The sequence below is a fragment of the Mycolicibacterium aurum genome, assembly GCF_900637195.1.
Classification (GTDB): Bacteria; Actinomycetota; Actinomycetes; order Mycobacteriales; family Mycobacteriaceae; genus Mycobacterium; species Mycobacterium aurum.
The window spans coordinates 1,998,054-2,020,753 of the sequence record NZ_LR134356.1; the positions used below are offsets into that span (position 1 = coordinate 1,998,054).

Here is a 22,700-nt window from a genome sequence, read left to right on the forward strand (position 1 = left end):
CTTGGACGATCGTACAAACTCGTAACTGCCGCGTCACGCCCGCGAAATCTGCCGGGCCGAGACTCTGTCGGGTGAGCATGAATCGCTTGTCGGTGACCGCAGGATCCCTCGCCCTGACCGTTGTGATGCTGACGGGTACCGCCTGCTCGGGAAGCACCAACCAGGCAACCGACGCGGCGGCGTTGATGTCCTCGGTGCGCACCCCCATGCTGTCGGATCCGCCACCGCTGGACCCCGACGTGTTCTATCAACCCGAAGGTCTGATGATCATGACCTCGGCCTACCAGGGACTGCTGCAGTACGCGCCCGGCTCCACCACGCTGCAGGGTCTGCTGGCGACGAAATGGGCTGTGTCCGAAGATGGTTTGACGTACACGTTCACCCTGCGCGACGGCGTCCGGTTCTCCGACGGGACGCCCTTCGACTCGGCGGCGGCGAAGTCGAGCTTTCAGCGCCGGATCGACATGGCGGCAGGTCCGTCGTACATGCTGGCCGACGTCGCGGACATGCAGACCCCTGACCCGCAGACCTTCGTGGTGACGCTCACCAAGCCGGTGGCTCCGTTCCTCGACTATCTGGCGTCTCCGTACGGCCCGTTGATGACCAGCCCGACCGCGGTGGCCGAGCATGCCGTCGGCGGTGACCGAGCCGCAGCCTGGCTGGCGACGCGGACCGCGGGCACCGGCCCCTACGAGCTGACCGAGGCGGTTCCGGCAAGCCGCTACACGATGACTGCCAACGAGAACTACTGGGGAGACAAGCCGCAGATCTCCAAGGTCGAGATGCCGGTGATCAACGCCACCGCCGTGCAACGTCTCCAGCTGGAGAACGGCCAGCTCGACATGATCCTGCACGGCCTGTCCAAGGGTGACTACGAGGGGCTGGCCACCGGCGCGAACACCGAAGTGCGACAGGAGAATGCACTTGTCAAGGCGCTCGTCATGGTGAATCCCGACTCCCCGGTATTCGGCCCGGCCCCGGCCCGGGAGGCCTTGAGCGCCGGACTCGACCAGGCCGCCTTGACCGCGACGGTGTTCGGTGACCAGGGGTCGCCGTCGACGCAGTTCTATCCCGTCGGGATGTTGCCCGACGGCGCCGTCCCCGACGTGCACGCGCACGACCCCGCGAAACTGGCGGCCCTCGGCGCAGCAGGCGGCGACGTGGCGATCGGATACCCGACGGGCGACAGCAGCCTGCAGGAACTGGCGAACCAGATCCAGGTGATCCTGGCCCAGGCCGGTCTCAGCGCGACCATCCGCGACTTTCCGTCCGCCCAGTTCTTCGCTCTGGTCGAACACCCGGAGCAGCGCCCGGACCTGCTGCTCGCCTCGTTCAATCCCGATGCCGCACATCCGGATACCTGGTCGCGGATCTATCAGTACACGAACGCGCCGGTCAACCTCCAGGGCTGCTCGGTTCCCGCGGCCGACCAGCTGCTGGATGCCGGCAGTGCCGAACCCGACCCGGTGAAGTCGCAGGCGCTGTACGTCGAGGCTGCCAAGGCGTACCGCGACTCGCTGTGCTGGGTGAACCTCGGAGATCTCCACAACACCATCGCCGCGCGCAAGGGCTATACGGATTGGAGCAGTCAGCCGGCCTGGATGTGGGACACCGATTTTGCAGCGCTGAAGTATCAGGGCTGACATAGGTGCCCACCAACACTGGTAACACCGCTCGAGGTGTGCAGCGCCGCACCGAGATCATCGACGCCGCAATCGAAGTCATGGCCCGCGTCGGACTGGCCGGACTGTCGATGCGGGTGGTCGCCAGCCAGGCGGGAATACCGGTGGGGGCGTTGAGCTACTACTTCGACGACAAATCGGATCTGGTGGCCCAGGCTTTTCGCCAGCTGTCCGACCGCGAGATCGAACGTGTCGTGCACACCGCGAACCAGCTGCAGCCGTCGATGTCGGCCGAGGAGCTGGCCGATGCCGTGGCGGACATGATCATCGACGGGTTCACCTCGCCGCGGGGCGCGATCGTCACGCGCTACGAACTGGTGACCGAGGCCAGTCGCGACGAGCGGCTGCGCCCGATGTTCGAGGCCTGGTACGCGGCGATGGTGCCGGCGCTGAGCCGGCTGTTCCGGGAGCTGGGTTCCCATCAGCCAGAACTGGATTCGCGCACGGTGATGGCCGTGACCGCGGGTCTGGAGATCGACAACCTCTACCGGCCCCTGGGGCCGGTGGACAAGCGGCGGATCCGCGCGACCATCCGCCACACGTTCCGGGCATTGACCGCGTTGCACCACCACATGTGACACAGCTCCAGACAGAAGGCGGTATCTACCTTCATGGCCAGTGTTTTCGGACCGGACATCACATTCCTCGGCGTCCCGCGGTGTGACCTTGCCGACGTGTCGACCTATGCCGACGCCGACATCGTCATCCTCGGAGCACCTCTCGACGGCGGCACGACGTACCGATCCGGGACACGGTTCGGTCCCTCGGCGCTGCGACAGGCCTGCTATCTGCCGCAGGACGGCTCTCGGCCCAGCCTCGCCCTGCGCGTCGACGGCCTCAAAGACCTGCGGGTGTTCGACGCCGGCGACGTCGCGCTCTACAACGGCAACATCGACGAGGCGGTGCGATTGATCGAGGAGGAGGTGTACAAGATCTGCGCCGCCGGCGCGATTCCCATCGTGCTGGGTGGCGATCACACGATCGCCTGGCCCGACCACACCGGGGTCGCACGCCAGCACGGCTTCGGGAAGGTGTCGATGATCCACTTCGACGCCCACGCCGACACCGGTGACATCCACTCCGGGTCGCTGGTGGGGCACGGGACGCCGATGCGGCGGCTCATCGAGTCCGGCGCCCTGCGCGGCGACAGGTTCCTGCAGCTGGGCCTGCGCGGATACTGGCCCGACGAGCCGATACTGCAGTGGATGGCGGCCCAGGGGTTGCGGTCCTACGAGATGACCGAGATCGTGGCGCGCGGTCTTGAGACATGTCTGACCGAGGCTTTCGAGATCGCGACCGATGACTGTGAGGGCGTGTTCCTGTCGGTCGACATCGACGTGTGCGACCCCGGCCATGCCCCGGGCACGGGAACGCCGGAGCCCGGCGGCTTCTCGGCCCGGCAACTGCTGGATGCCGTGCGGCGAATCTGCTACGAGCTTCCGGTGCTGGGCGTCGACATCGTCGAGGTCGCACCGCCCTACGACCACGCGGACATCACGGCACTGCTGGGCAATCGTGTGGTGCTCGAGGTCGTCTCGGCGATTGCGCGGCGGCGCAAGGACGCAGCGCAGGGCACCACGTGGGATCCCAGCCAGCCGCTGCTGGCAGGGCGTGAGGTCGACGAGCAGTTACGACTGATCGCCGAAGGCGAAGAAGCCCGACGGCGCGGTGAGGGCGGCACCCGTCCGCACCATCACCACTGAGGCCCGCCGGTCAGAAGCTGTGCTGCGGCCCCTGGGCCTTTTTGTACAGCGCCTTGAGCATGCGGTCGCGGAACGCGGCGTTGTCGATCAGCTTCACGCCGGCTCCCGCCAGCTTGGGCTGTCCGATCAGCTTGTGCATGTAGCGACCGCGCTTGTACTCCCGGCCCCACGCCGCTTCCATGCGCTGCGCGTAGTTGGTGAAGTCGTCGGGGCCGCCGTTGGTCAGCGCCGCGACCGCGCATTCGCCTGCGGCGAGACCGGATTCGAGGGCCTTGGAGATGCCCGCACCCGAGGCCGGTTTGCCTGCGCCCAGCGAGTCACCGGTGAACAGGACGCCGGGGCGCCAGGGTGGCCACGCGGTGAAGCCCATGGGCAGTCGCCAGGCCCGCACGCTCTTGTTCTTCTTCAGCTCCTCGATGGGCGGAAGTTCCCAGTCGCGCGGCAGTGTGCGCAGGAAATCGCCCAGGAACTGGGTGGCATTAATGGACTGCCAGTTCTTGTAGCTGTTGACGTAGCCGAGGCCGATGTTGAACACGCCGTTGCCCATCGGGAACACCCAGCCGTAGCCCGGCAGCTGGTCACCCTCGAACATCAGCTTCAGATAGATGTCCAGCGAGTCGGAATCCGCGCGGTTGGCGTGCATCTCGGAGCGGATCGCGATGGCCTGATAGCCGTTGTACTGGGAGTCGATCTTGAGTGCGCGCTTGATGGGGGAGTAGGCGCCGTCCGCGGCGATCACCGCGTCGCCGTACACCTTCTCTCCACCCTTGAGGACGACGCCGATCACGCGGCCGGTGGCGTCCAACTCGGGCCCGGTCACCTCGGCGCCCTGGCGGATCTCGGCGCCGACGGACTCGGCGTGCTTGAGCAGCACGGTGTCGAGGTGCTCGCGGCTGACGGTGTGGCCGTGGTCGGGCATGCCGGGACGCTTGGGGAACGACAGCTCCCAGCGGCTCGGGCTGAACACCGTCACGCGATTGACCCGGTGATAGGTGGCGACCTCGTCGGCCAGCCCCATCTTCTGCAGGTAGCTCACCGCACGCGCGGTCAAGCCGTCACCGCAGGGCTTGGCGCGCGGGAACTGTGCCTTGTCCAGCACCACCACCTTGGCGCCGGTTTGTGCCGCCTGCCATGCGGCGGCAGACCCGGAGGGCCCACCACCTGCGATGACCACGTCGTATCGCTGAGTCATAGCTCTCTCTCGTTGAGCGGCTGTCGGGGAGATAGTACCCAAACTCGCGGAGGGCATCGCGGCGAGCGACCTCGCCGTCACAGAGCTGTGAGATGCGCCCGCCCCGCGCGGTCTGGGCAGGTCAGCGGTATCTGAGCAGGTACAGTGATCGGGTGCGACGAGGGTCGAGGGCACGCGCGGGCGAAGAAGCGGGCGTCAAGGTGGACGCCCGCAGTGAGCGCTGGCGCGAACACCGCAAGAAGGTGCGCTCGGAAATCGTCGACGCCGCATTCCGCGCCATAGACCAGCTCGGCCCCGAGGTGTCGCTGCGCGAGATCGCCGAGGAGGCGGGCACGGCCAAGCCCAAGATCTATCGGCACTTCACCGACAAGTCGGACCTGTTCCAGGCGATCGGGCAGCGCATGCGCGACATGCTGTGGGCGGCCATCTTTCCGTCCATCGACATCTCCACCGATCCGGCGCGCACCGTGATCTTCCGCGCCGTCGAGCAGTACGTCCGGCTGGTCGACGAGCATCCGAACGTGATCCGCTTCCTGATGCAGGGGCGGTTCGCCGAGCAGAGTGAGTCGGCCATGCGGGCGCTCAACGAAGGCCGCGACATCACGTTGGCGATGGCCGAGATGTTCAACAACGAACTGCGCGACATGGAACTGGACCACGCGGCGTTCGAGCTGGCCGGGTTCGCGACGTTCGGGGCGGCCGCCTCGGCCACCGACTGGTGGCTGGGCTCCGATCAGGACAGCCCGCGCCGGCTGCCACCGGAGAAGTTCGTCGACTACCTGACCACCATCATGATGGGCTCCATCAACGGCACGTGCGAGGTGCTCGGTGTCCGCGTGGACCCGGATCTGCCGCTGCACGAGGGCGTGAAGCGTCGCGAACAGGTCGCCTGACGCGCCATCAGAGGCCGTTGGCCTCTTATCCGGTACCGGCGTTCCCAGGTACAGTCTGAGGCATGACGCTGGCGCAGCAGGACGACACGACGACCGACGACCAGGCGCCGGTGCGGACCCGTGCCCTGATCATCGGCACCGGGTTCTCGGGGCTCGGGATGGGCATCGAGCTGCAGCAGCAGGGTGTCGATTTCCTGATCCTGGAGAAGGCCGACGAGATCGGCGGCACCTGGCGCGACAACACCTATCCGGGCTGCGCGTGCGACATCCCCTCGCACATGTATTCGTTCTCCTTCGAGCCGAAGGCGGACTGGACCCATATGTGGTCCTTCCAGCCGGAGATCCAGGAGTACCTGCTCGGGTTGACCGCCAAGTACGGCCTACGGCGCTACATCCAGTTCGGTGCGCACGTCGATCGCGCGCTGTGGGACGACGACGAACTGCGCTGGCACGTCTTCACCAAAGACGGCCGCGAGTTCATCGCGCAGTTCCTGATCTCGGGCGCGGGCGGTCTGCACATTCCGCTCATCCCCGAATTCGACGGTCTGGACGACTACCTCGCCGCCGGCCACGCGGCCTTTCACTCCGCGCAGTGGGACCACAGCGTCGACATCACCGGTAAGCGTGTCGCGGTGGTCGGCACCGGCGCCAGCGCCATCCAGATCGTCCCGGAGATCGTCAAGGACGTCGCCGGGCTGCAGCTCTACCAGCGCACACCCGCCTGGGTGATGCCGCGGCCGAACAATCCGATCCCGGAGGCGATGCAGCGCGCCTTCGCCAACGTGCCGGGAACGCGGGCGGCGATGCGTGCGGGCATCTACTGGGTGCACGAGACCGTCGGATTCGCGATGACGAAGCAGCCACGGTTGCTCAAGATCGGCGAGCTGCTCGGCAAGTGGAACATCCGACGCTCGATCAAGGACAAGGAGCTGCGCCGCAAGCTGACCCCGGACTACACCGCCGGCTGCAAGCGGATCCTGAACTCCGACACCTACTACCGCGGCATCGCCGACCCGAAGACCGAGGTGGTGACCGACCGCATCGTACGGTTCACCCCGCGCGGCATCGTGACCGCGGACGCGCAGGGGCGCGAGACCGAGCGGGACACCGACGTCGTGGTGTTCGCGACCGGCTTCCACGTCACCGACTCCTTCACCTACGTCGACATCAAGGGTCCGGGCGGGGAGGACCTGGTCGATCGGTGGAAGAGCGAAGGCATCGCCGCGCTGCGCGGTATCGCCGTCGCGGACATGCCGAATCTGTTCTTCCTGCTGGGCCCCAACACCGCGCTGGGCCACAACTCGGTGGTGTTCATGATCGAGTCGCAGATCCGCTATGCGGCGAAGGCCATCGCCGCGGTGGACCGCGCCGGCGTCCAGGCGCTGGCCCCTACCCGGACCGCGCAGGATCGCTACAACGACGAACTGCAGCACGATCTGGCCGGCACGGTGTGGAGCACCGGCGGGTGCAGCAGCTGGTACAACGACGAGCACGGTGTCAACCGGACGCTGTGGAGCGGCATGACGTGGCAGTACTGGCTTGCGACACGACGGTTCAAGGCGTCGGAGTACAGCTTTCGCTGAGCGCCGCGCGACAGTTCAGCGACACGCCAGAAACACAACATCTCGTACAGCGCAGCGATGTCGCACACCAGTTGTAGTGTTGAGGTCGCCGCGGGAGATCTCGCGGCGACAGCGTAAAAAGCCAGGTGAAATGGGGTTCTCGTGAGTGATGGCATGAAACTGATCGACCGTGTCTCGGCCATCAACTGGAACCGTCTGCAGGACGACAAGGACGCCGAGGTCTGGGAGCGCCTGACGGGCAACTTCTGGCTGCCCGAGAAAGTACCGGTGTCCAACGACATCCCGTCGTGGGGCACGCTCAACGCCCACGAGAAGCAACTGACGATGCGGGTGTTCACCGGCCTGACGCTGCTGGACACGATCCAGGGCACCGTCGGCGCGGTCAGCCTGATCCCCGATGCGCTGACCCCGCACGAGGAAGCGGTCTACACCAACATCGCGTTCATGGAGTCGGTGCACGCCAAGAGCTACAGCAACATCTTCTCGACGCTGTGCTCGACGGTGGAGATCGACGAGGCGTTCCGCTGGTCGGAGGAGAATCCGAACCTGCAGCGCAAGGCCGAGATCGTGATGAACTTCTACAAGGGCGACGATCCGCTCAAGCGCAAGGTGGCCTCCACACTGCTGGAGAGCTTCCTGTTCTACTCGGGCTTCTACCTGCCGATGTACTGGAGCAGCCGGGCCAAGCTGACCAACACCGCGGACATGATCCGGTTGATCATCCGCGACGAGGCAGTGCACGGCTACTACATCGGCTACAAGTTCCAGAAGGGCCTTGCGCTCGCGGACGACGTGCGCCGAGCTGAGCTGAAGGACTACACCTACGAGCTTCTCTTCGAGCTCTACGACAACGAGGTGGAGTACACCCAGGACCTGTACGACGAGGTGGGGCTCACCGAGGACGTCAAGAAGTTCCTGCGCTACAACGCCAACAAGGCGCTGATGAACCTCGGCTATGAGGCGCTCTTCCCCCGGGACGAGACCGACGTGAATCCGGCCATCCTGTCGGCACTTTCGCCGAACGCCGACGAGAACCACGACTTCTTCTCCGGCTCGGGATCGAGCTACGTGATCGGTAAGGCCGTCAACACCACGGACGAGGACTGGGACTTCTAGCGCGATCGGCGCAGCGCGCGTCGCGGTCGAGGATGAGTAGGTCCGGCAATGACGGAGCCTGTGAGCAACGCCGATCTCGGCGACACGGAACCGGCGGAGGCACCGAAGCCTTCGACGTGGCGCGTGCTCCTCGCCGCCCTGAGCCCGAAGACCGTGTGGGCCATGGCCGACGGTCAACCGGTGGTACTCAAGCAGTTCGTCCAGTTCTGCCTGATCATCGTCTACCCGGGATGGGTGCTCGGGATTCTGGGTTGCCTGGCGGTGTACGGGCTGTTCTACATCACGGTCTACCCGGTGCTCTGGGTGTTGTTGTGGCCGATGCGGGCCTGGATGAAGAAGAACCGACCCGAGGAGTACGCGCGGAGCCAGCGCGAGAACTAGACTCGCCCGCTACTGGGGCACCGGGATGGTCGCGCTGATCCGGGTGCCCTCACCGGGGCGGCTGGTCACCGTCAGTTCACCCGAGAGCGCCTCCACTCGGTCGCGCAGCCCCACCAGTCCGGAGCCTCCGTCGGTCGACGCGCCGCCCACTCCGTCGTCGGTCACCGACAGGTTGAGGGCCGTGCCGGTCTCGGACAGCCCGACCTCGACCGTCACCGAGTCGGCGTCGGCGTGCTTGGCGATGTTCGTCAACGATTCGGCGACAACGTAATACGCCGCCACCTCCACCGGCTCCGGAAGGCGCCGCTCGACGTCGACGACCACCTCGACCGGCACCGTCGAACGCCGGGCCAGATTGCGCATCGCCGGCCTCAGTCCACCTCGCGACAGCACGGCCGGATGCAGACCTCGCGACAGCTCCTGCAGATCCGAGTGCAATCCGGCCAGGCCGTCGACGACGTTCGACAGCTGGGTGCGCAACTCCTGATCCCCCTCGACTGCCGCCTCGGCCGCCCGCAGCTGCAGGCTCAACGAGACGATGCGCTGTTGCGCCCCGTCGTGCAGGTCGCGTTCGAAGCCGCGGCGGGCTTCGTCGGCGGCCGCGACGATGCGGGCTCGCGATGCCGTGAGCTCGGCTCGCGTCTCTGCGTTGGCGATCGCCGTGGAGATGAGGTCGGCGAAATCACCGATGTGCGCTTCGGCGGTGTCCGGAATGCTCTGCGCGGAATGCGATCCCACCACCAGTACGCCCCGGGTGCGGCCGTCGATGATCACCGGGGCGCCTGCGCCGGACCGTACCCCGAGGGCCCGCAACCGTGTCGCGATCTGGCCGGGAACGCTGCTGTAGTCATCGATGCGCGCGGGGCTTCCGGTGCGCCTGACCCGCGCGCTGATGCTGTCGCCGTCGAGCAGGAACCGTTCTCCGACAGGCCATCCCGGCTGCTCGCCGTGATTCAGGGTGGCCTGCACGACGGCGTGCTCGCCGGTGTCGAAGGTCAGCAGGGTGACGTGGTTGACCTCGAGGCTGTGCGCCAGCTCGGCGACGGCGACGTCGTAGACGTCGGACAGCGCTGCGCCCCGCGCGACCAGGGTCGCCACCCGTCGCAGTGCCGCCTGCTGGATACGCGCCACCCTCAACCGGTCCTGTTCCTGCTTGCGTTCGGTGACGTCGCGGGCGCCGCCGAGCAGCACCCCGTGATCGAAGACGACGTTCCACTCCAGCCACCGCACGGCGCCGTCGCGGCGCAGACACCGGTTCTCGAACTGGGTGGCGCCGTCGGTCTGCGGTACCGCCGCCAGTGCGGCCGCGGTGATGTGCCGGTCATCGGGGTGGATGAAGTCGACCAGCGGTCGTTCGGTCAGCTCCGCTGAGGAGTAGCCCAGCGCACGCTCGAACGCGGGATTCACCCGGTTCAGGCGTTCGGCGTCACCGATGAACAGCAGATCGGAGGCCACCGCGAAGAACCGTTCCAGCTCGCGGCGGCTGGCTTCGAGTTCGGCGGTGATGCCCTCGCGGTCGCAGGCCGCCGCCAGCAGCGCCTGCAGCGACGGCACCATCCGGTGCACCCGCCGCACGGAGGCGGCGGTGATGTCCTTGGGGACGAGCAGCGTCCCGGTGTGTGCGCCGCCGTCGAGGAGGGCGATGGCCAACTGATCGGGACCGGCCTCGGCGGCGCCGACGGACAGCGTCGTGAACGGTAGTCCGAGCACGTCGGCGAAGCGCCGGCCCGCGTCCTCCAGTGCCGGGCTCAAGGCGGGTGCCCGCAGCATCAACCGAGCGAGCTCAGCCGCCAGATCCGCCTCGCGGCGACGCTGCTCCGCTTCGGCGGCACGTAATCGGGCTTGTCCGACAAGGGCGTTGGTGAGAAGAGCGAGTGTGAGGAAGATGGCCAGCGCGGGAGCCAGGCTGTCCTGTCCCTCGAGATGGAAGTAGGCGTAGACCGTGGCACTGGCGAGTGACGTGGCGATCGCCAGTCCGAAACCCCACCCGGCCGAAACCACCAACACGCCCAGCAGGAGAATCGCGCCGAAGGCGTTCTCCGGGGCGATCCGCTTGAGCGCCAGCACGGCGAGCACCTCGGCGACGAGGAACCCGACGGCCACGACGATGCCCAGGCCCAGCGGGCGGGCGGGGGACCGCACCACCTGCTCCAGGAAGCGGGTCGGCATTGATTGCCAGGTCACCGGCCGATGGTAATCGCAGATGTTCCGGTTAACAGGAATGACCTCGGTCCGCGTACCTGACAAGCTGGAGTCATGAACGGTCCGCGCTGCCTCATCGTCGACGACAGTGCTGCCTTCCGTGACGCCGCTCGCGCCATGCTGGAGCGCGGCGGCATCGAGGTGGTCGGTACCGCCTGCGACGCCGCCGAAGCGATGCGCTGCGCCGAGGAACTCCGCCCCGACGTGGCGCTCGTCGACGTCGACCTCGGTTCCGACAGCGGTTTCGACGTGGCCGAGCAGATGACCGGTGTCCCCGTCATCTTGACGTCCACGCACGACGAGCAGGACTTCGCCGACCTGATCGCCGCGAGCCCGGCGCTGGGATTCCTGCCCAAGCTGGCGCTGACGCCGCTTGCGGTGCGGCAGCTGCTGAACCGAGTTCCCTAGCGCGTTTCCAGATACATGATCACCGCGCGGACCCGGCGGTGGTTGTCGCCGGTCTCGGGCAGGTTGAGTTTGGTCAGGATGCTGCGCACGTGTTTCTCGACGGTGCCCTCCGTGACCCACAGCCGGCGTCCGATGCCGGCGTTGGACAGCCCTTCGGCCATCAGCGTGAGCACTTCGTGCTCGCGGGTGCTGAGCGCGCCCAGCGGGTCGTCCCGCTTGCGCGCCGAGACCAGCTCGGCCACCAAGGCGGGATCCACGACGGATGCGCCGTTGGCGATGCGTTGCAGCGTCTCGACGAAGTCCGTGACGTCGGTGACGCGGGTCTTCAGCAGGTAGCCGATGGCGTGGCCGCCGGCCAGCAGCTCCATCGCGTGGTCGACGTCGATGTGGGCCGAAAGCACCACGATGCCGATGTCGGGGGATTCCTCGCGGATCACCCGCGCCGCGTCGAGCCCCTCGCTGGTGTGGGTGGGTGGCATGCGGATGTCGACGAGAACCAGGTCCGGGCGCTCAGCGCGGACGAGCTCCAGCAGCGCGTCGCCGTCACCGGCCTGCCCGGCCACTTCGAACCCCGAGCGTTCCAGCAGGCTGGCAAGCCCTTCGCGCAACAACACATCGTCATCGGCGACGACCACCCTCAGGGCACACATAGCGTCACATTGTCGCATTGACAGGACGATCGGCCACCGGGACGACGCCGATTGGCGGCTAGCGGTAACACCGCACCCCCGGCAGCATCGTCGACGGCGCCGGGTGATGTCGCCGACACTGGAGGCATGGCATCTTCGGTGGGGCGGCCCGTCAATCGGGTCGAAGGAGTCGACAAGGTCACGGGGCGGGCGCGCTATACCGCCGACACTCCCGTCGAGGGTGTTCTCTACGCGGCGATGGTGCAGGCGCAGATCCCGCATGGACGAGTCACCGCCGATTCCGTCGCCGCGGCGTCGGCCCGCGCGTCGGCGGCTCCGGGCGTAGTGCACGTGGTGACGCCGTTGAACGGCCCACCGCTGCAGGTGCTTCCGAAGGACCTCACCTGGGATCTGCCTCTGGAGCGTCGACCACCACTGTCCGATCTGACCGTCCAGCATGTCGGTCAGCACATGGCGGTGGTGGTGGCCGATTCGCCGGAGAACGCAACCCAGGCCGCTTCACTGATGGAGTTCGACTACATCGCGTCGCCTCCACAGCTGTGTGCAGCCGACGTGCTGGATCATCCGGCCGACGACGACGATCCGGATGCTCTGATCCGCCACGGCGCCTACCGCCCAGACCATTTCGTCAAGCTGACGGAGGAGAAGCTGCAGGATCACCGGGGCCCGCTCGCCGAGCCGGCGGGGGTCAAGGTGGCCGCGACCTACCGCACGCCCGTGAATACGCACTATCCGATCGAGCTGTCGGCGACCATCGCGCAGTGGGACGGCGACCACCTCGTCGTGCACGACACCACCCGGTGGATCACCGGCGAGCGTCGCGCGCTGGCAGCGTATCTGGATCTGCCCGAGGACCACGTCCGCATCGTCTCCCCGTTGGTGGGAGGGGCCTTCGGCTCCAAGAGCTTTCTGTGGATGCACGTGGTGCTGTGCGCGGTCGCTGCCCGCGCCGTGGCCCGCCCGGTCAAACTGGTCCTGACCCGTAACCAGATGTTCACCTCCACCGGTCACCGGCCGCGCACCGAACAACAGGTGGCGTTGATCGCGGACCCCGACGGGACTCTGGTCAGCATCGAACAGCACACCCTCACCGAGACGTCGACGGTGGCGCACTTCTGCGAACCGGCCGGCTTGTCGGCGCGCATGCTGTACCGGTCGCCGAGGCTCGACGTGACCCACACCGTCGCCCGGATCAACGCGCCGACACCGTGCTTCATGCGCGGACCGGGGGAGGCGCCCGGCCTGTTCGCGCTTGAGGTGGCGATGGACGAACTCGCCTGCGCGACAGGGCAGGACCCGGTGGCGTTGCGGCTGGCGAACGTGCCCGACCGGGATCAGACCAACGGGCGCCCGTGGTCGGCCGCACACCTGGCCCGCTGCTACACCGACGGCGCGCGCAGGTTCGGCTGGGAACGCCGTCCCGCAGCGCCACGCAGCATGCAGCGCAACGGTGTTCACCTCGGCTGGGGAATGGCCACCGCGACCTACCCGGGTCGCAGGATGCCGGCCAGCTGCGGCGTGGTGACCGACGCCGAAGGCCGGGTCCGGTTCAGCGCGGCCACCCATGAGATCGGTACCGGGGTGCGCACCGTGATGACGCAGCTGGCCGCCGACATCACTGGCCTGCCGCTGTCCGCGGTCGGCTTCGACTCCGGCGACTCGTCGTTCGCGGACGCACCGTACAGCGGCGCCTCGCAGACCACCGCGACCGTGGGGTCGGCGGTGTTCGCCGCCGCGCACGAGTGGAGGCGTCGCCTGGGCACGGCGGATCCACAGGACGCCGGACGGCTGGCAGCCACCTTGAGTTTCACCGTGTCCAGCGACGGGGCGCCGGACACCGGGGCGGTCTCGCAATCGTTCGGAGCGCACTTTTGTGAGGTCGAGGTCGACGAGCAGATCGGCCGGGTCGCGGTCACCCGGTGGGTCGCGGTGATGGACTGCGGCCGGGTGCTCAACCCGAAGCTGGCCACCAACCAGATCATGGGTGGAATCACCTTCGGTCTGGGAATGGCTCTGCTGGAACAGGTTCCGCGAGACCCCACCACTGCGCAGCTGATCGGCGAGTACTACGTGCCCACGCACGCCGACCGGCCGGACTTCGACATCTCCTTCATCGACGGCGAGGACTTCGGGCTCGACCCGATCGGCGTGCGCGGTATCGGAGAGGTCGGCACCTGCGGCGTACCCGCCGCGATCGCCAACGCCATCTACCACGCCACCGGAAAGCGACTGCGTGACTTGCCGATAACGCTGGAAACGCTGATGGAACCCGACGACACCGACCAGGAGAGCTGAGCGACCATGACGACACCGACCCACCCCGTCCGGCTGACGGTGAACGGCGTCCGGCGCGACGTCGACATCGACATCCGCTCGACCCTGCTGGACCTGCTGCGTGAACGCCTCGCGCTCACCGGCACCAAGAAGGGCTGTGATCACGGACTGTGCGGAGCGTGCACGGTCGAGATCGACGACGAGCGGAAGCTGAGCTGCCTGACGTTGGCGGTGTCGATCGACGGCGCCGACGTCCGCACCGTCGAGGGGCTCGCCGACGGTGATGACCTCGACCCCCTACAGCAGGCATTCGTCGACCACGACGGATTCCAGTGTGGCTACTGCACCCCCGGGCAGCTGTGCTCCGCGCGTGCGCTGCTGCGCGAGCACGGACGCGGCGACCTGTCCGCGGCGTCGTTCGACGGTCCGGCCACCGATATTGCGGATGGGCCGAAGACTCTGTCGCAGAACGAGATCCGCGAGCGGATGGCAGGCAATATCTGCCGGTGTGGCGCCTACGCCAACATCGTCGCCGCTATCAGCGCCGTGCACGAGGCGTCATGAGAACCTTCGACTACATGCGGGTGACCACCGTCGACGACGCGCTCCAGCGTGCGGTGGTCAACGGCGCACGCTACTACGCCGGTGGCACCAATCTGCTCGACCTGATGAAGACGGGCGTCGAGGCGCCCACCGCGCTGGTCGACATCACCGGGCTCGCCCTTGACGCGGTGACCACAACGCCGGCCGGCGGGGTCATGATCGGCTCGGGTGTGACCAACACCGCGGCCGCGAACCACCCATTGGTCCGTACCCGGTATCCGGTGTTGTCGCAGGCCATCCTGTCGGGGGCCACGACCCAGATCCGCAACATGGCCACCGTCGGCGGGAACCTGATGCAACGCACCCGGTGTCCGTACTTCATGGACCCCGCGTTCGACCGCTGCAACAAGAGGACGCCGGGTTCCGGCTGCGCTGCGCGGGACGGGTTCAATCGCGAGCACGCGATCCTGGGCGCCAGCCCGGACTGCGTCGCGGTGCATCCATCGGACATGGCGGTGGCGCTGGCAGCCCTCGACGCGATCGTCCACGTGACCGGACCCACCGGCAGCAGGACGATCCCGATGGCCGAGTTCTTCACGCTGCCGGGAACTCAGCCCCAGCGTGACAACACTGTCGGCGCAGCGGAACTGATCACCGGTGTGGAGGTGCCGCCGTCACCGTACGGAGCCCACAGCTGGTATCTGAAGGTGCGAGACAGGCACAGCTATGCATTCGCGATGGTGTCGGTCGCCGCCTGCCTGGAGGTCCGCGACGGCGTCATCGGCTCCGCCGCGGTTGCGGTCGGTGCCGTGGCCGCCCGGCCGTGGCGAGTGGACGCCGCGGACGCGGAGCTGGTGGGCAGACCGCCCAGGCGCGACGCCTTCCGCGCCGCGGCGGCAGCGCTGATTCAGGGGGCGGTGCCCCTGAGCCAGAACGGCTTCAAGGTCACGCTCGCCAGGAACAGCGTGGTGCGTGCGCTGACCGTCGCTGCTGCGCGGTCGTGACTAGCTGCGCTCGTGGGCATCCTCAATCACGGTGCGGCCGATCTCGGCGTAGACCTCGGGCTTGGCGTAGCGCAGCCACAGGGCGTAGGCCAGGCCGATAAGGAACACCGCGAGGATCATGTACGGGCCGACCTTGAACACGTCCGAGTTGGCGGCAAGCCCCGCGGCGAACGCGCGGTTGTCCCACAGCAGCCACACCACGTAGAGCATCGCCACACCGCCGATCGCCGGACAGATGAGCGTGGTGACGATGTTGCCGCGGTGCGTCTTTCGGGCCCAGAAGTAGGAGATCACCGCCGCCGAGCAGATGGCCTGCACCAGCAGGATCGCGGCGGTGCCGATCAACGCGAGCAGTCCGTAGATGTTCACGTAGGGGACCAGGGCGGGGGTGTCCACCGGCACCCCGTCGGCGTCCGGGACCTGCACGGCGGTGAAGAACGCGAATGCCAGCACGATGGCGAGGGTGATCAGACTCTGCACCGTGGAGGCGATGTAGGGCGAGCCGTGCTTGGGGTGCGCGGCGCCGATCGACTTCTGCGCTGCGGCCGAGGGGATCTCGCGGGCCAATGCGAACAGGTAGCGGGACGCCGCGTTGTGGAAGGCCAGCGCGCAGGCGAATGATCCGATCACCAGCAGGATCTTGTAGACATCGAGCAGGAATCCGCCCAGGTTGCTCTCCACCAGGCCGAAGTACAGGTCGAGTGGAGAGGCACTGATCGATGCCTCCACCGAGGCCTTGGCGCCGTTGCCCGCCAACACCATCGCCGAGATGAAGGTGTAGAAGAGACCGAGTCCGATCACGGCGATCAGCGTGGCCCGGGGGATGATCTTCTTCGGGTTGCGCGATTCCTCGCCGTAGACGGCGGTGGTCTCGAAGCCGACCCACGACCAGAACGCGAAGAACAGGCCGATGGCCATCGAACCGGCCGCCGCCGCGGTGCCGAACGCGCCCGCGGGCAGACCCTCGAACGCCTTGTTCAGCAGCACGGTCTGATCGAGCATGAAGCCGTCCGGTCCGCCTCCGGAGAAGATCACCGAGAACGCCAGTGCGAACAGGATCAGCACCTCGGCCACCAGCGTCACACCCAGAATCGCTGCGGTGAAACTGATGTGGAAATAGCACAGCGCAGCGATGATGACGATCGCGCCGACGGCGAACACGAGCCACGGAATGTCGACTCCGACGATCGTGTTGACCGCGTCGTTGGCGAAGTACGCGCAGCCACCGATCAGCGAGCCCTCGAACACCACGTAGGCGAAGGTCGCCAGCATGCCGCTGGCCATTCCCCACACCTGGCCGAGTCCGTGGGAGATGAACCCGTAGAACGCGCCCGTCGTCGTGATGTGCTTGGCCATCGCCACGTAGCCGAGGGCGAACAACGTCAGGATGATGGTGGCGAAGAGGAACCCGGCAGGTGCGCCGAGTCCGTTGCCGTAACCCACAGCGATGGGTGTGTTGCCGGTCATCGCCGTGATGGGCGCAGCGTTCGCGACAGCCATGAAGATGACTGCGACGATGCCGATGGCACCCTTCTTCAGTCCCGCCGGCGCGGCGGAGTCCACGGCTTCTGATTCAGTGGTCATCGCGGGAGCGTGACACGGTATAGACCACTCGACAACCGGGGAAATAGGCTATTAACACGATTCCCAGCAAACTTCCAGGTTTGGGATGTCGCGGGGTGAACGGCAGGCGACTCCGGCGCAAACACTGCGACGCCGCATGGCATCCGATCGAGATGAAGACCACACTGAGGGGGTGACTACAACGTCGTTGCTGGGTTCCATCCTGAACTGGCTGCGCGCCGGCTACCCCGACGGCGTCCCCGGCCCCGACCGGGTGCCGCTGCTCGCGCTGTTGCGGGCCACGCCCTTGACCGAAGAGCAGGTCAAGGAGGTGATCGCCAATCTCACCGCGGACCGGTCGGCCGACACCGCCGACGGCGTGATCGCCGTCGACGAGATCGCCGCCTTCATCGCCGACGTCACCCACCACGACGCCGGTCCGGAGAATGTCCAGCGAGTGGCGGCGCGCCTGGCCGCCGCCGGGTGGCCGCTGGCCGGGGTGGAGTTCGGCACAGCAGCCACCGAGTAGAGCTACCGCAGGGACGCGGTATCGATGACGAAGCGGTAGCGCACGTCGCTGGCCAGCACCCGCTCGTACGCCTCGTTGATGTAGTCGGGCTCGATGACCTCGATCTCCGGCGCCACGTCATGCTCGGCGCAGAAGTCCAGCATCTCCTGGGTTTCGGCGATGCCGCCGATCAGCGATCCGGCAATGCTGCGCCGACCGAAGATCAGTGCACCCGCCGGAACCTCCATCGGGTGCTCCGGCATGCCCAGCTCGACGAGGGTGCCATCGAGCTTGAGCAGCTTGAGGTAGTCCTGCAGGTCGAGGTTCGCCGACACGGTGTTGATGATCAGGTCGAAGTGGCCCGCGAGCTGCTTGAACGTGTCACGGTCGCTGGTGGCGTGGTACGCCGTGGCGCCAAGGCGCAGGCCGTCTTCCATCTTCTTCAGCGACTGGCTCAGCACGGTGACCTCGGCACCCATCGCCACGGCGATCTTGACCGCGAGATGTCCGAGTCCGCCGAGGCCGATCACCGCGACCTTCTTACCCGGGCCTGCGTTCCAGTGATGCAACGGCGAATACGTGGTGATGCCGGCGCACAGCAGGGGCGCCGCCTTGTCCAGCGAGATGGCGTCCGGGATGTTCAGCACGTAGTTCTCGTCCACGACGATCGCTCCGCTGTATCCGCCCTGGGTGGACTGACCGTCACGGCCGACGCCGTTGTAGGTGCCGACCATGCCGCCGCCGGTGCAGTACTGCTCCTCACCCGCCAGACAGGACTCGCACTCGCGGCAGGAGTCGACGAAGCAGCCGACGCCGACACGGTCGCCAACCTTGAACTTCGTCACCTCGGCGCCGACCTCGGTGACCACACCTGCGATCTCGTGGCCCGGCACCAGCGGATATCCGACCTCGCCCCACTCGGCGCGCACGGTGTGGATGTCCGAGTGGCAGATCCCGGCGAAATGGATGTCGAAGGCCACATCATGCGGGCCGACGTCGCGGCGCGTGATGGTGGTCGGGGTCAGCGGCTCGGTCGCGGACGTTGCTGCGTAAGCGGAAACAGTGCTCATTGGTCAAGCTTTCGGTCGTAGTTGGTGATAGTCGTATTCAGTGGTCGTCACCTACCCCGTCACGGGGCGCGCCAAAAGGCCGTGGCGACGGCGACACCTGTTCTCAACGCGTCCGCGGAGGAGGTTAGTTCCGCTCGCCGGTGTCAGTCACGTTATCGTCGTCACGTTTCCAGCAAAGCTCGGGTACCTGTGCGTGACGCGCGCGCATCACGATCCGGGACCCCGAGTACCCGGAGGCAGGCGTCGGCGACGTGGATCGGCAGCTGCTCCCGCTGCGGCCCCTGTGGCGTCGACCACATGTTGACCAAAGATTCGACCAGGCGGAACGGAAGGTCGGCCGCTGCGTCGTCGACCCCGGTGTGGCCGACGATGTCGAGACTGAGCTGCAAATAGTGCAGACGGAGTCGTTCCCGGTCGGAGAAGAACGGTTCGAGTCTGGCGTCGCGCAGTTCGGGCAGCAGGTACAGCGCACCGAGGTTCCACCTGCCACCGAGCAGTTGTGCGCCGTCGAACGCGGCCAGCGCGTGCAGCTGCTGCGGCTCTGTCATGCCGGGGTACGCGGTCTGCAGGCGCGGGATGAACGCCAGCGTGGGGGCCACGGTCTGGCTGAGCAGAGCGCACAGGATGTCGTCTTTGGTGCTGAAGTAGTGATAGAGCGACGCCTGGCGGATGCCGACGGACTCGGCGATGGTGCGGGTGGATGTGGCGGCGTAGCCGAGTGTGGTGAACAATTCGCCTGCCGCATCGAGGATTTCGTCTCGCGCGGTGGTCCCGGGGCGGCGCTGTGCGTGCAGACGGGGCCGGCCGGCGCGGGTGAGCGGCATGGCTCCATCGTTGCCTACAACGCGTCGTCGGCGGTATACGCGCAAATATCTGTCACACGATAGAAACGTCGGATACCCACCAGTTACCCCCGGCGACAATTGGTTACGCCAGCGACACCCACCATGGGAATCGCCGGGGAAAACTGTCGATCGACAGGCAAACGGCGCAGTGGCGTGCCGTGACGGTGTGACTCTTCATCTCCGGGAGCGCTCAGATGGGCACCACGGCATCCGCGGTCGACGCATCCGCTGTGAGCGCTGGGGCGCGCACGGATCGCGATCCCGTTGCCACCGTGGCCGACCTGCACGTGACGTTCTCACGCAACGGGCGTGACATCCACGCGCTCCGCGGTGTCTCCCTGGCCATCGCCCCCGGCGAGATCCTCGGTCTGGTCGGTGAATCTGGTTCAGGCAAGAGCGTTCTGGGGTTCAGCCTGCTGGGTCTGCTCACCGAACAGGCGCGATCCCGGGGTGCTGTCCGGGTTGCCGGATACGACATGGTCAAGGGAATGGCCGGATTCAAGGCCGATGCCTTGCGAAAGGTGCGGCGGCTGGACCTGGGGGCGGTGTTCCAGGACCCGATGACGTCGTTGAACCCGACGATGAGGATCGGCAGACAGGTGATGGAGGCGGCAGGGAGCGAGGAGGAGGCGCTGCGGTTGCTCACCGCGGTCGGTATTCCCGAGCCCGCGCGGCGGCTGCGGTCCTATCCTCACGAACTGTCCGGCGGTCTGCGGCAGCGCGTGATGATCGCCATCGCGATCGCCGGGGACCCCGAGCTCATCATCGCCGACGAACCGACGACCGCACTCGATGTCACGGTGCAGGCGCAGGTGTTGCGTCTGCTTCAGCGGCTGCGTGACGAGATCGGTTGCAGCATTGTGCTGATCACGCACGACCTCGGGGTGGCGGCGCAGATCGCCGACCGGATCGCGGTTCTCTACGCCGGCCGGATCGCCGAGATCGGCCCGACTGCAGAGCTCCTCGGCAACCCCGCCCACCCCTACACCCATGGCCTGCTTCGGTCGCGGTTGACGCTGGACACGGCGCGCGATCGGCGGTTGGCGGCACTGCCCGGGTCGGTGCCCAGCCCGGTCACCCCGTTGCCTGGCTGCGCATTCGAGCCGAGATGCGCGCTGTCCACCGAGGACTGTGGCAAGAAGCCACCCGATCCCATCGCGGTGGGTACCGACCGCGTCAGCGCCTGCATCCTGCCCATGGCCCGGGTCGCCGCGGAGTTGGGAGCTGCGTCCACCACGACCGACGAGCCCTTCCCGGCACGGCCCGGCGACGAACGACCGGAGCATCCGCCCGCGGTGGAGATGCACGACGTGTCGAAGACGTTCTCGGTGGCCCGACGCTGGCTGGATCGGTCGGACAGCGGCGGCAAATTGCATGCGCTGCGGGGTGTTTCGCTGCGGGTCGAGCACGGTGAATCGGTGGCGCTGGTGGGGGAGAGCGGCTCAGGGAAATCGACCTTACTGCGCATCATCGCCGGCTTGGAGAAGGCGACGACGGGGGAAGTGCGCCTGCGCGACGGCAACCGGCCGCAGATGGTGTTCCAGGATGCGGGCGCGTCGCTGACTCCGTGGTTGTCGGTGGGTGAGTTGATCGGCGAACGCCTGCGAGCCGTGGGCATGTCGCGGGCCGACCGCGGCGCTGCCGTCGCCGCGGTGCTGGAGAGGGTGGGATTGTCCGCGGATATGGCGAAGTCGCGGGCCGCCCAGTTGTCGGGCGGGCAGCGCCAGCGTGTCGCGCTCGCGCGTGCCACCGTGGTGCCGCCGTCGGTGCTGCTGTGCGATGAGCCCACAAGCGCCCTCGATGTCTCCCTGGCCGCCGCGGTGCTCAACCTGATCGGCGATCTGCGCCGGAGCCTGGACATGTCGGTCGTCTTCGTCACCCACGACCTCTCGGTGGCGCGTGTGATCGCCGACCGCATCGCGGTGATGTATCTGGGGCGCATCGTCGAACTCGGGCCTGCCGAACAGGTGATCGGCGCGCCCGCGCACCCCTACACCCGCGCTCTCGTCGGCTCGATCCCCGACCTGGGTCGCGAATCCCGCATCCTGCCAGGTGAACCGGCGAGCCCGCTGTCCCCGCCGGCCGGGTGCGCGTTCCATCCCCGGTGCCCGATCTCCGTCGATGCGTGCAGCGACGCCGACCTCGACGTGCGACTTGAGAGCTACCCCGGAAATCCGCACCAGGTGGCGTGCATCGAACGGAAGGCGGTCTGATGGCTGTTGCACTTCCCGCTGTGCCGCTCGTGGGTGGCCGTGAACGCCGGCTGCTCTCGCTGCCGCAGTCTCGGTCGGCGCTCATCAACTGGATCGGCTTCTCGTCGGTGATCGTGGTGACACTCGTGGTCGTCGCGGTTCCGATCCTTGCGCCCTACGACCCGCTGACGCCCGCGGGCCTGCCCTTGCAGCCGCCGGGCGCGAACGGATTCCTGCTCGGCACGGACAGCATCGGCCGCGACATCCTGTCCCGCGTGCTCTACGGCGCGCGGTCGAGCTGGTTTGCGGCCCTGGCTGTCGTGGCGATCGGCCTGCTGATCGGCGGCATCGTCGGCCTCGTCGCCGGAGCCACGGGCGGCTGGGTCGACGCGGTGCTGATGCGCATCACCGACGCGTTCTTGTCACTGCCCGCCCCGGTGCTGGCGATCGCCGTGGTGGCGGCGTTGGGGCCGGGATTCGTCCACACGCTGATCGCGGTGTCCATCGTGTGGTGGCCGTTCTATGCGCGGCTGGTGCGCGGAGAGATCGCCCGGCTGGCGGCCCGGCCGCACGTCGAGGCGGCCAAAGTGTCGGGTGTGAGCCCGTTGCGGCTCGCGCGCCGACACCTGCTGCCCGGTGCGGTGCCCAACACCCTGGTGGCGGCCAGCCTGGACATCGGCACGTTGATCCTCACGCTCGCCTCGCTGTCGTTCCTCGGTCTCGGTCAGGCCGCCCCCGCCGCGGAGCTCGGCGCCGACTCGGCCCGCAATCTCAGTTACTTCCTGCAGCAGTGGTGGATTCCGGTCATGCCCGGCCTCGGCGTGCTGGTGCTGGCACTGATCGCCAACATTGCAGGCGATTGTCTGCGCAACCTGATGAAGACGAGTTAGA

General features: G+C 67.3%; 20 protein-coding genes. 14 read left to right on the forward strand and 6 right to left on the reverse strand.

From position 1 onward, the window contains the following. Positions 1-77: 77 nt before the first annotated feature. From EL337_RS09470 to speB, 3 genes are read left to right on the forward strand one after another with little or no spacing between them, the layout of a single operon-like run. Entirely contained in the window at positions 78-1,643 is a 1,566-nt protein-coding gene (locus tag EL337_RS09470) for an ABC transporter substrate-binding protein (protein WP_048631919.1), read from the forward strand. Between the two features lie 5 nt (positions 1,644-1,648). Next, a complete protein-coding gene (locus tag EL337_RS09475) occupies positions 1,649-2,260 on the forward strand; it encodes a TetR/AcrR family transcriptional regulator (RefSeq protein ID WP_048631918.1) in 612 nt (203 codons plus the stop codon). A gap of 33 nt (positions 2,261-2,293) precedes the next feature. Then, positions 2,294-3,385, forward strand: a complete 1,092-nt coding sequence (gene speB, locus EL337_RS09480) for an agmatinase (protein WP_048631917.1) — start codon at positions 2,294-2,296, stop codon at positions 3,383-3,385. A 10-nt stretch (positions 3,386-3,395) separates the two neighbouring features. On the opposite strand, the gene EL337_RS09485 is transcribed toward speB, so the two are convergent. Next, positions 3,396-4,577 (reverse strand): NAD(P)/FAD-dependent oxidoreductase, encoded by a 1,182-nt coding sequence (locus tag EL337_RS09485; RefSeq protein WP_048631916.1) that lies wholly within the window; start codon positions 4,575-4,577, stop codon positions 3,396-3,398. Positions 4,578-4,729: 152 nt separating this feature from the next. Between EL337_RS09485 and EL337_RS09490 the strand changes: the two genes are divergently transcribed. The 4 genes from EL337_RS09490 (at position 4,730) to EL337_RS09505 (ending at position 8,550) form a co-directional block, all read left to right on the forward strand. After that, a complete protein-coding gene (locus EL337_RS09490) occupies positions 4,730-5,470 on the forward strand; it encodes a TetR/AcrR family transcriptional regulator (RefSeq protein WP_048631915.1) in 741 nt (246 codons plus the stop codon). A gap of 62 nt (positions 5,471-5,532) precedes the next feature. Beyond that, on the forward strand, positions 5,533-7,053 hold the full coding sequence (locus tag EL337_RS09495) for a flavin-containing monooxygenase (protein ID WP_048631914.1): 1,521 nt from the start codon (positions 5,533-5,535) through the stop codon (positions 7,051-7,053). Between the two features lie 153 nt (positions 7,054-7,206). Next, positions 7,207-8,169 (forward strand): class 1b ribonucleoside-diphosphate reductase subunit beta, encoded by a 963-nt coding sequence (gene nrdF, locus EL337_RS09500; RefSeq protein ID WP_048631913.1) that lies wholly within the window; start codon positions 7,207-7,209, stop codon positions 8,167-8,169. A 48-nt stretch (positions 8,170-8,217) separates the two neighbouring features. Next, the gene (locus EL337_RS09505; RefSeq protein WP_048631912.1) at positions 8,218-8,550 is read left to right on the forward strand and encodes a hypothetical protein; all 333 of its coding nucleotides are present in this window, start codon (positions 8,218-8,220) and stop codon (positions 8,548-8,550) included. A gap of 9 nt (positions 8,551-8,559) precedes the next feature. Here EL337_RS09505 and EL337_RS09510 read toward each other — a convergent pair whose 3' ends face one another. Next, positions 8,560-10,734, reverse strand: a complete 2,175-nt coding sequence (locus EL337_RS09510; RefSeq protein ID WP_370737141.1) for a PAS domain-containing protein — start codon at positions 10,732-10,734, stop codon at positions 8,560-8,562. Positions 10,735-10,806: 72 nt separating this feature from the next. Between EL337_RS09510 and EL337_RS09515 the strand changes: the two genes are divergently transcribed. Then, entirely contained in the window at positions 10,807-11,160 is a 354-nt protein-coding gene (locus tag EL337_RS09515) for a response regulator (protein WP_048631910.1), read from the forward strand. On the opposite strand, the gene EL337_RS09520 is transcribed toward EL337_RS09515, so the two are convergent. Continuing rightward, entirely contained in the window at positions 11,157-11,810 is a 654-nt protein-coding gene (locus EL337_RS09520) for a response regulator (protein ID WP_048631909.1), read from the reverse strand. The two genes, EL337_RS09515 and EL337_RS09520, sit on opposite strands and share 4 nt — an antisense overlap. A gap of 126 nt (positions 11,811-11,936) precedes the next feature. Between EL337_RS09520 and EL337_RS09525 the strand changes: the two genes are divergently transcribed. Genes EL337_RS09525 through EL337_RS09535 form a run of 3 tightly spaced genes read left to right on the forward strand, consistent with a single transcriptional unit; the run spans position 11,937 to position 15,631 of the window. Further along, positions 11,937-14,105, forward strand: coding sequence for a xanthine dehydrogenase family protein molybdopterin-binding subunit (locus EL337_RS09525; RefSeq protein WP_048631908.1), 2,169 nt, complete (start codon positions 11,937-11,939; stop codon positions 14,103-14,105). A 6-nt stretch (positions 14,106-14,111) separates the two neighbouring features. Then, the gene (locus tag EL337_RS09530) at positions 14,112-14,648 is read left to right on the forward strand and encodes a (2Fe-2S)-binding protein (protein ID WP_048631907.1); all 537 of its coding nucleotides are present in this window, start codon (positions 14,112-14,114) and stop codon (positions 14,646-14,648) included. Beyond that, positions 14,645-15,631: an FAD binding domain-containing protein gene (locus EL337_RS09535; RefSeq protein WP_048631906.1), complete on the forward strand. Its 987-nt coding sequence runs from the start codon at positions 14,645-14,647 to the stop codon at positions 15,629-15,631. The genes EL337_RS09530 and EL337_RS09535 overlap by 4 nt, the downstream gene beginning before the upstream one ends. On the opposite strand, the gene EL337_RS09540 is transcribed toward EL337_RS09535, so the two are convergent. Then, a complete protein-coding gene (locus EL337_RS09540) occupies positions 15,632-17,215 on the reverse strand; it encodes an APC family permease (RefSeq protein ID WP_048631905.1) in 1,584 nt (527 codons plus the stop codon). A gap of 199 nt (positions 17,216-17,414) precedes the next feature. On the opposite strand from EL337_RS09540, the gene EL337_RS09545 reads away from it, so the two are divergent. After that, positions 17,415-17,723, forward strand: coding sequence for a DUF3349 domain-containing protein (locus tag EL337_RS09545; protein WP_048632127.1), 309 nt, complete (start codon positions 17,415-17,417; stop codon positions 17,721-17,723). A 2-nt stretch (positions 17,724-17,725) separates the two neighbouring features. Here the strand turns inward: EL337_RS09545 and EL337_RS09550 are convergent, their stop codons facing one another. Then, on the reverse strand, positions 17,726-18,772 hold the full coding sequence (locus tag EL337_RS09550; protein ID WP_048631904.1) for an NAD(P)-dependent alcohol dehydrogenase: 1,047 nt from the start codon (positions 18,770-18,772) through the stop codon (positions 17,726-17,728). Between the two features lie 161 nt (positions 18,773-18,933). Continuing rightward, on the reverse strand, positions 18,934-19,596 hold the full coding sequence (locus tag EL337_RS09555; protein WP_048631903.1) for a TetR/AcrR family transcriptional regulator: 663 nt from the start codon (positions 19,594-19,596) through the stop codon (positions 18,934-18,936). 215 nt (positions 19,597-19,811) lie between these two features. Between EL337_RS09555 and EL337_RS09560 the strand changes: the two genes are divergently transcribed. Further along, positions 19,812-21,830, forward strand: coding sequence for an ABC transporter ATP-binding protein (locus tag EL337_RS09560; protein ID WP_048631902.1), 2,019 nt, complete (start codon positions 19,812-19,814; stop codon positions 21,828-21,830). Next, the gene (locus tag EL337_RS09565; protein WP_048631901.1) at positions 21,830-22,699 is read left to right on the forward strand and encodes an ABC transporter permease; all 870 of its coding nucleotides are present in this window, start codon (positions 21,830-21,832) and stop codon (positions 22,697-22,699) included. The genes EL337_RS09560 and EL337_RS09565 overlap by 1 nt, the downstream gene beginning before the upstream one ends. Position 22,700 lies beyond the last annotated feature (1 nt).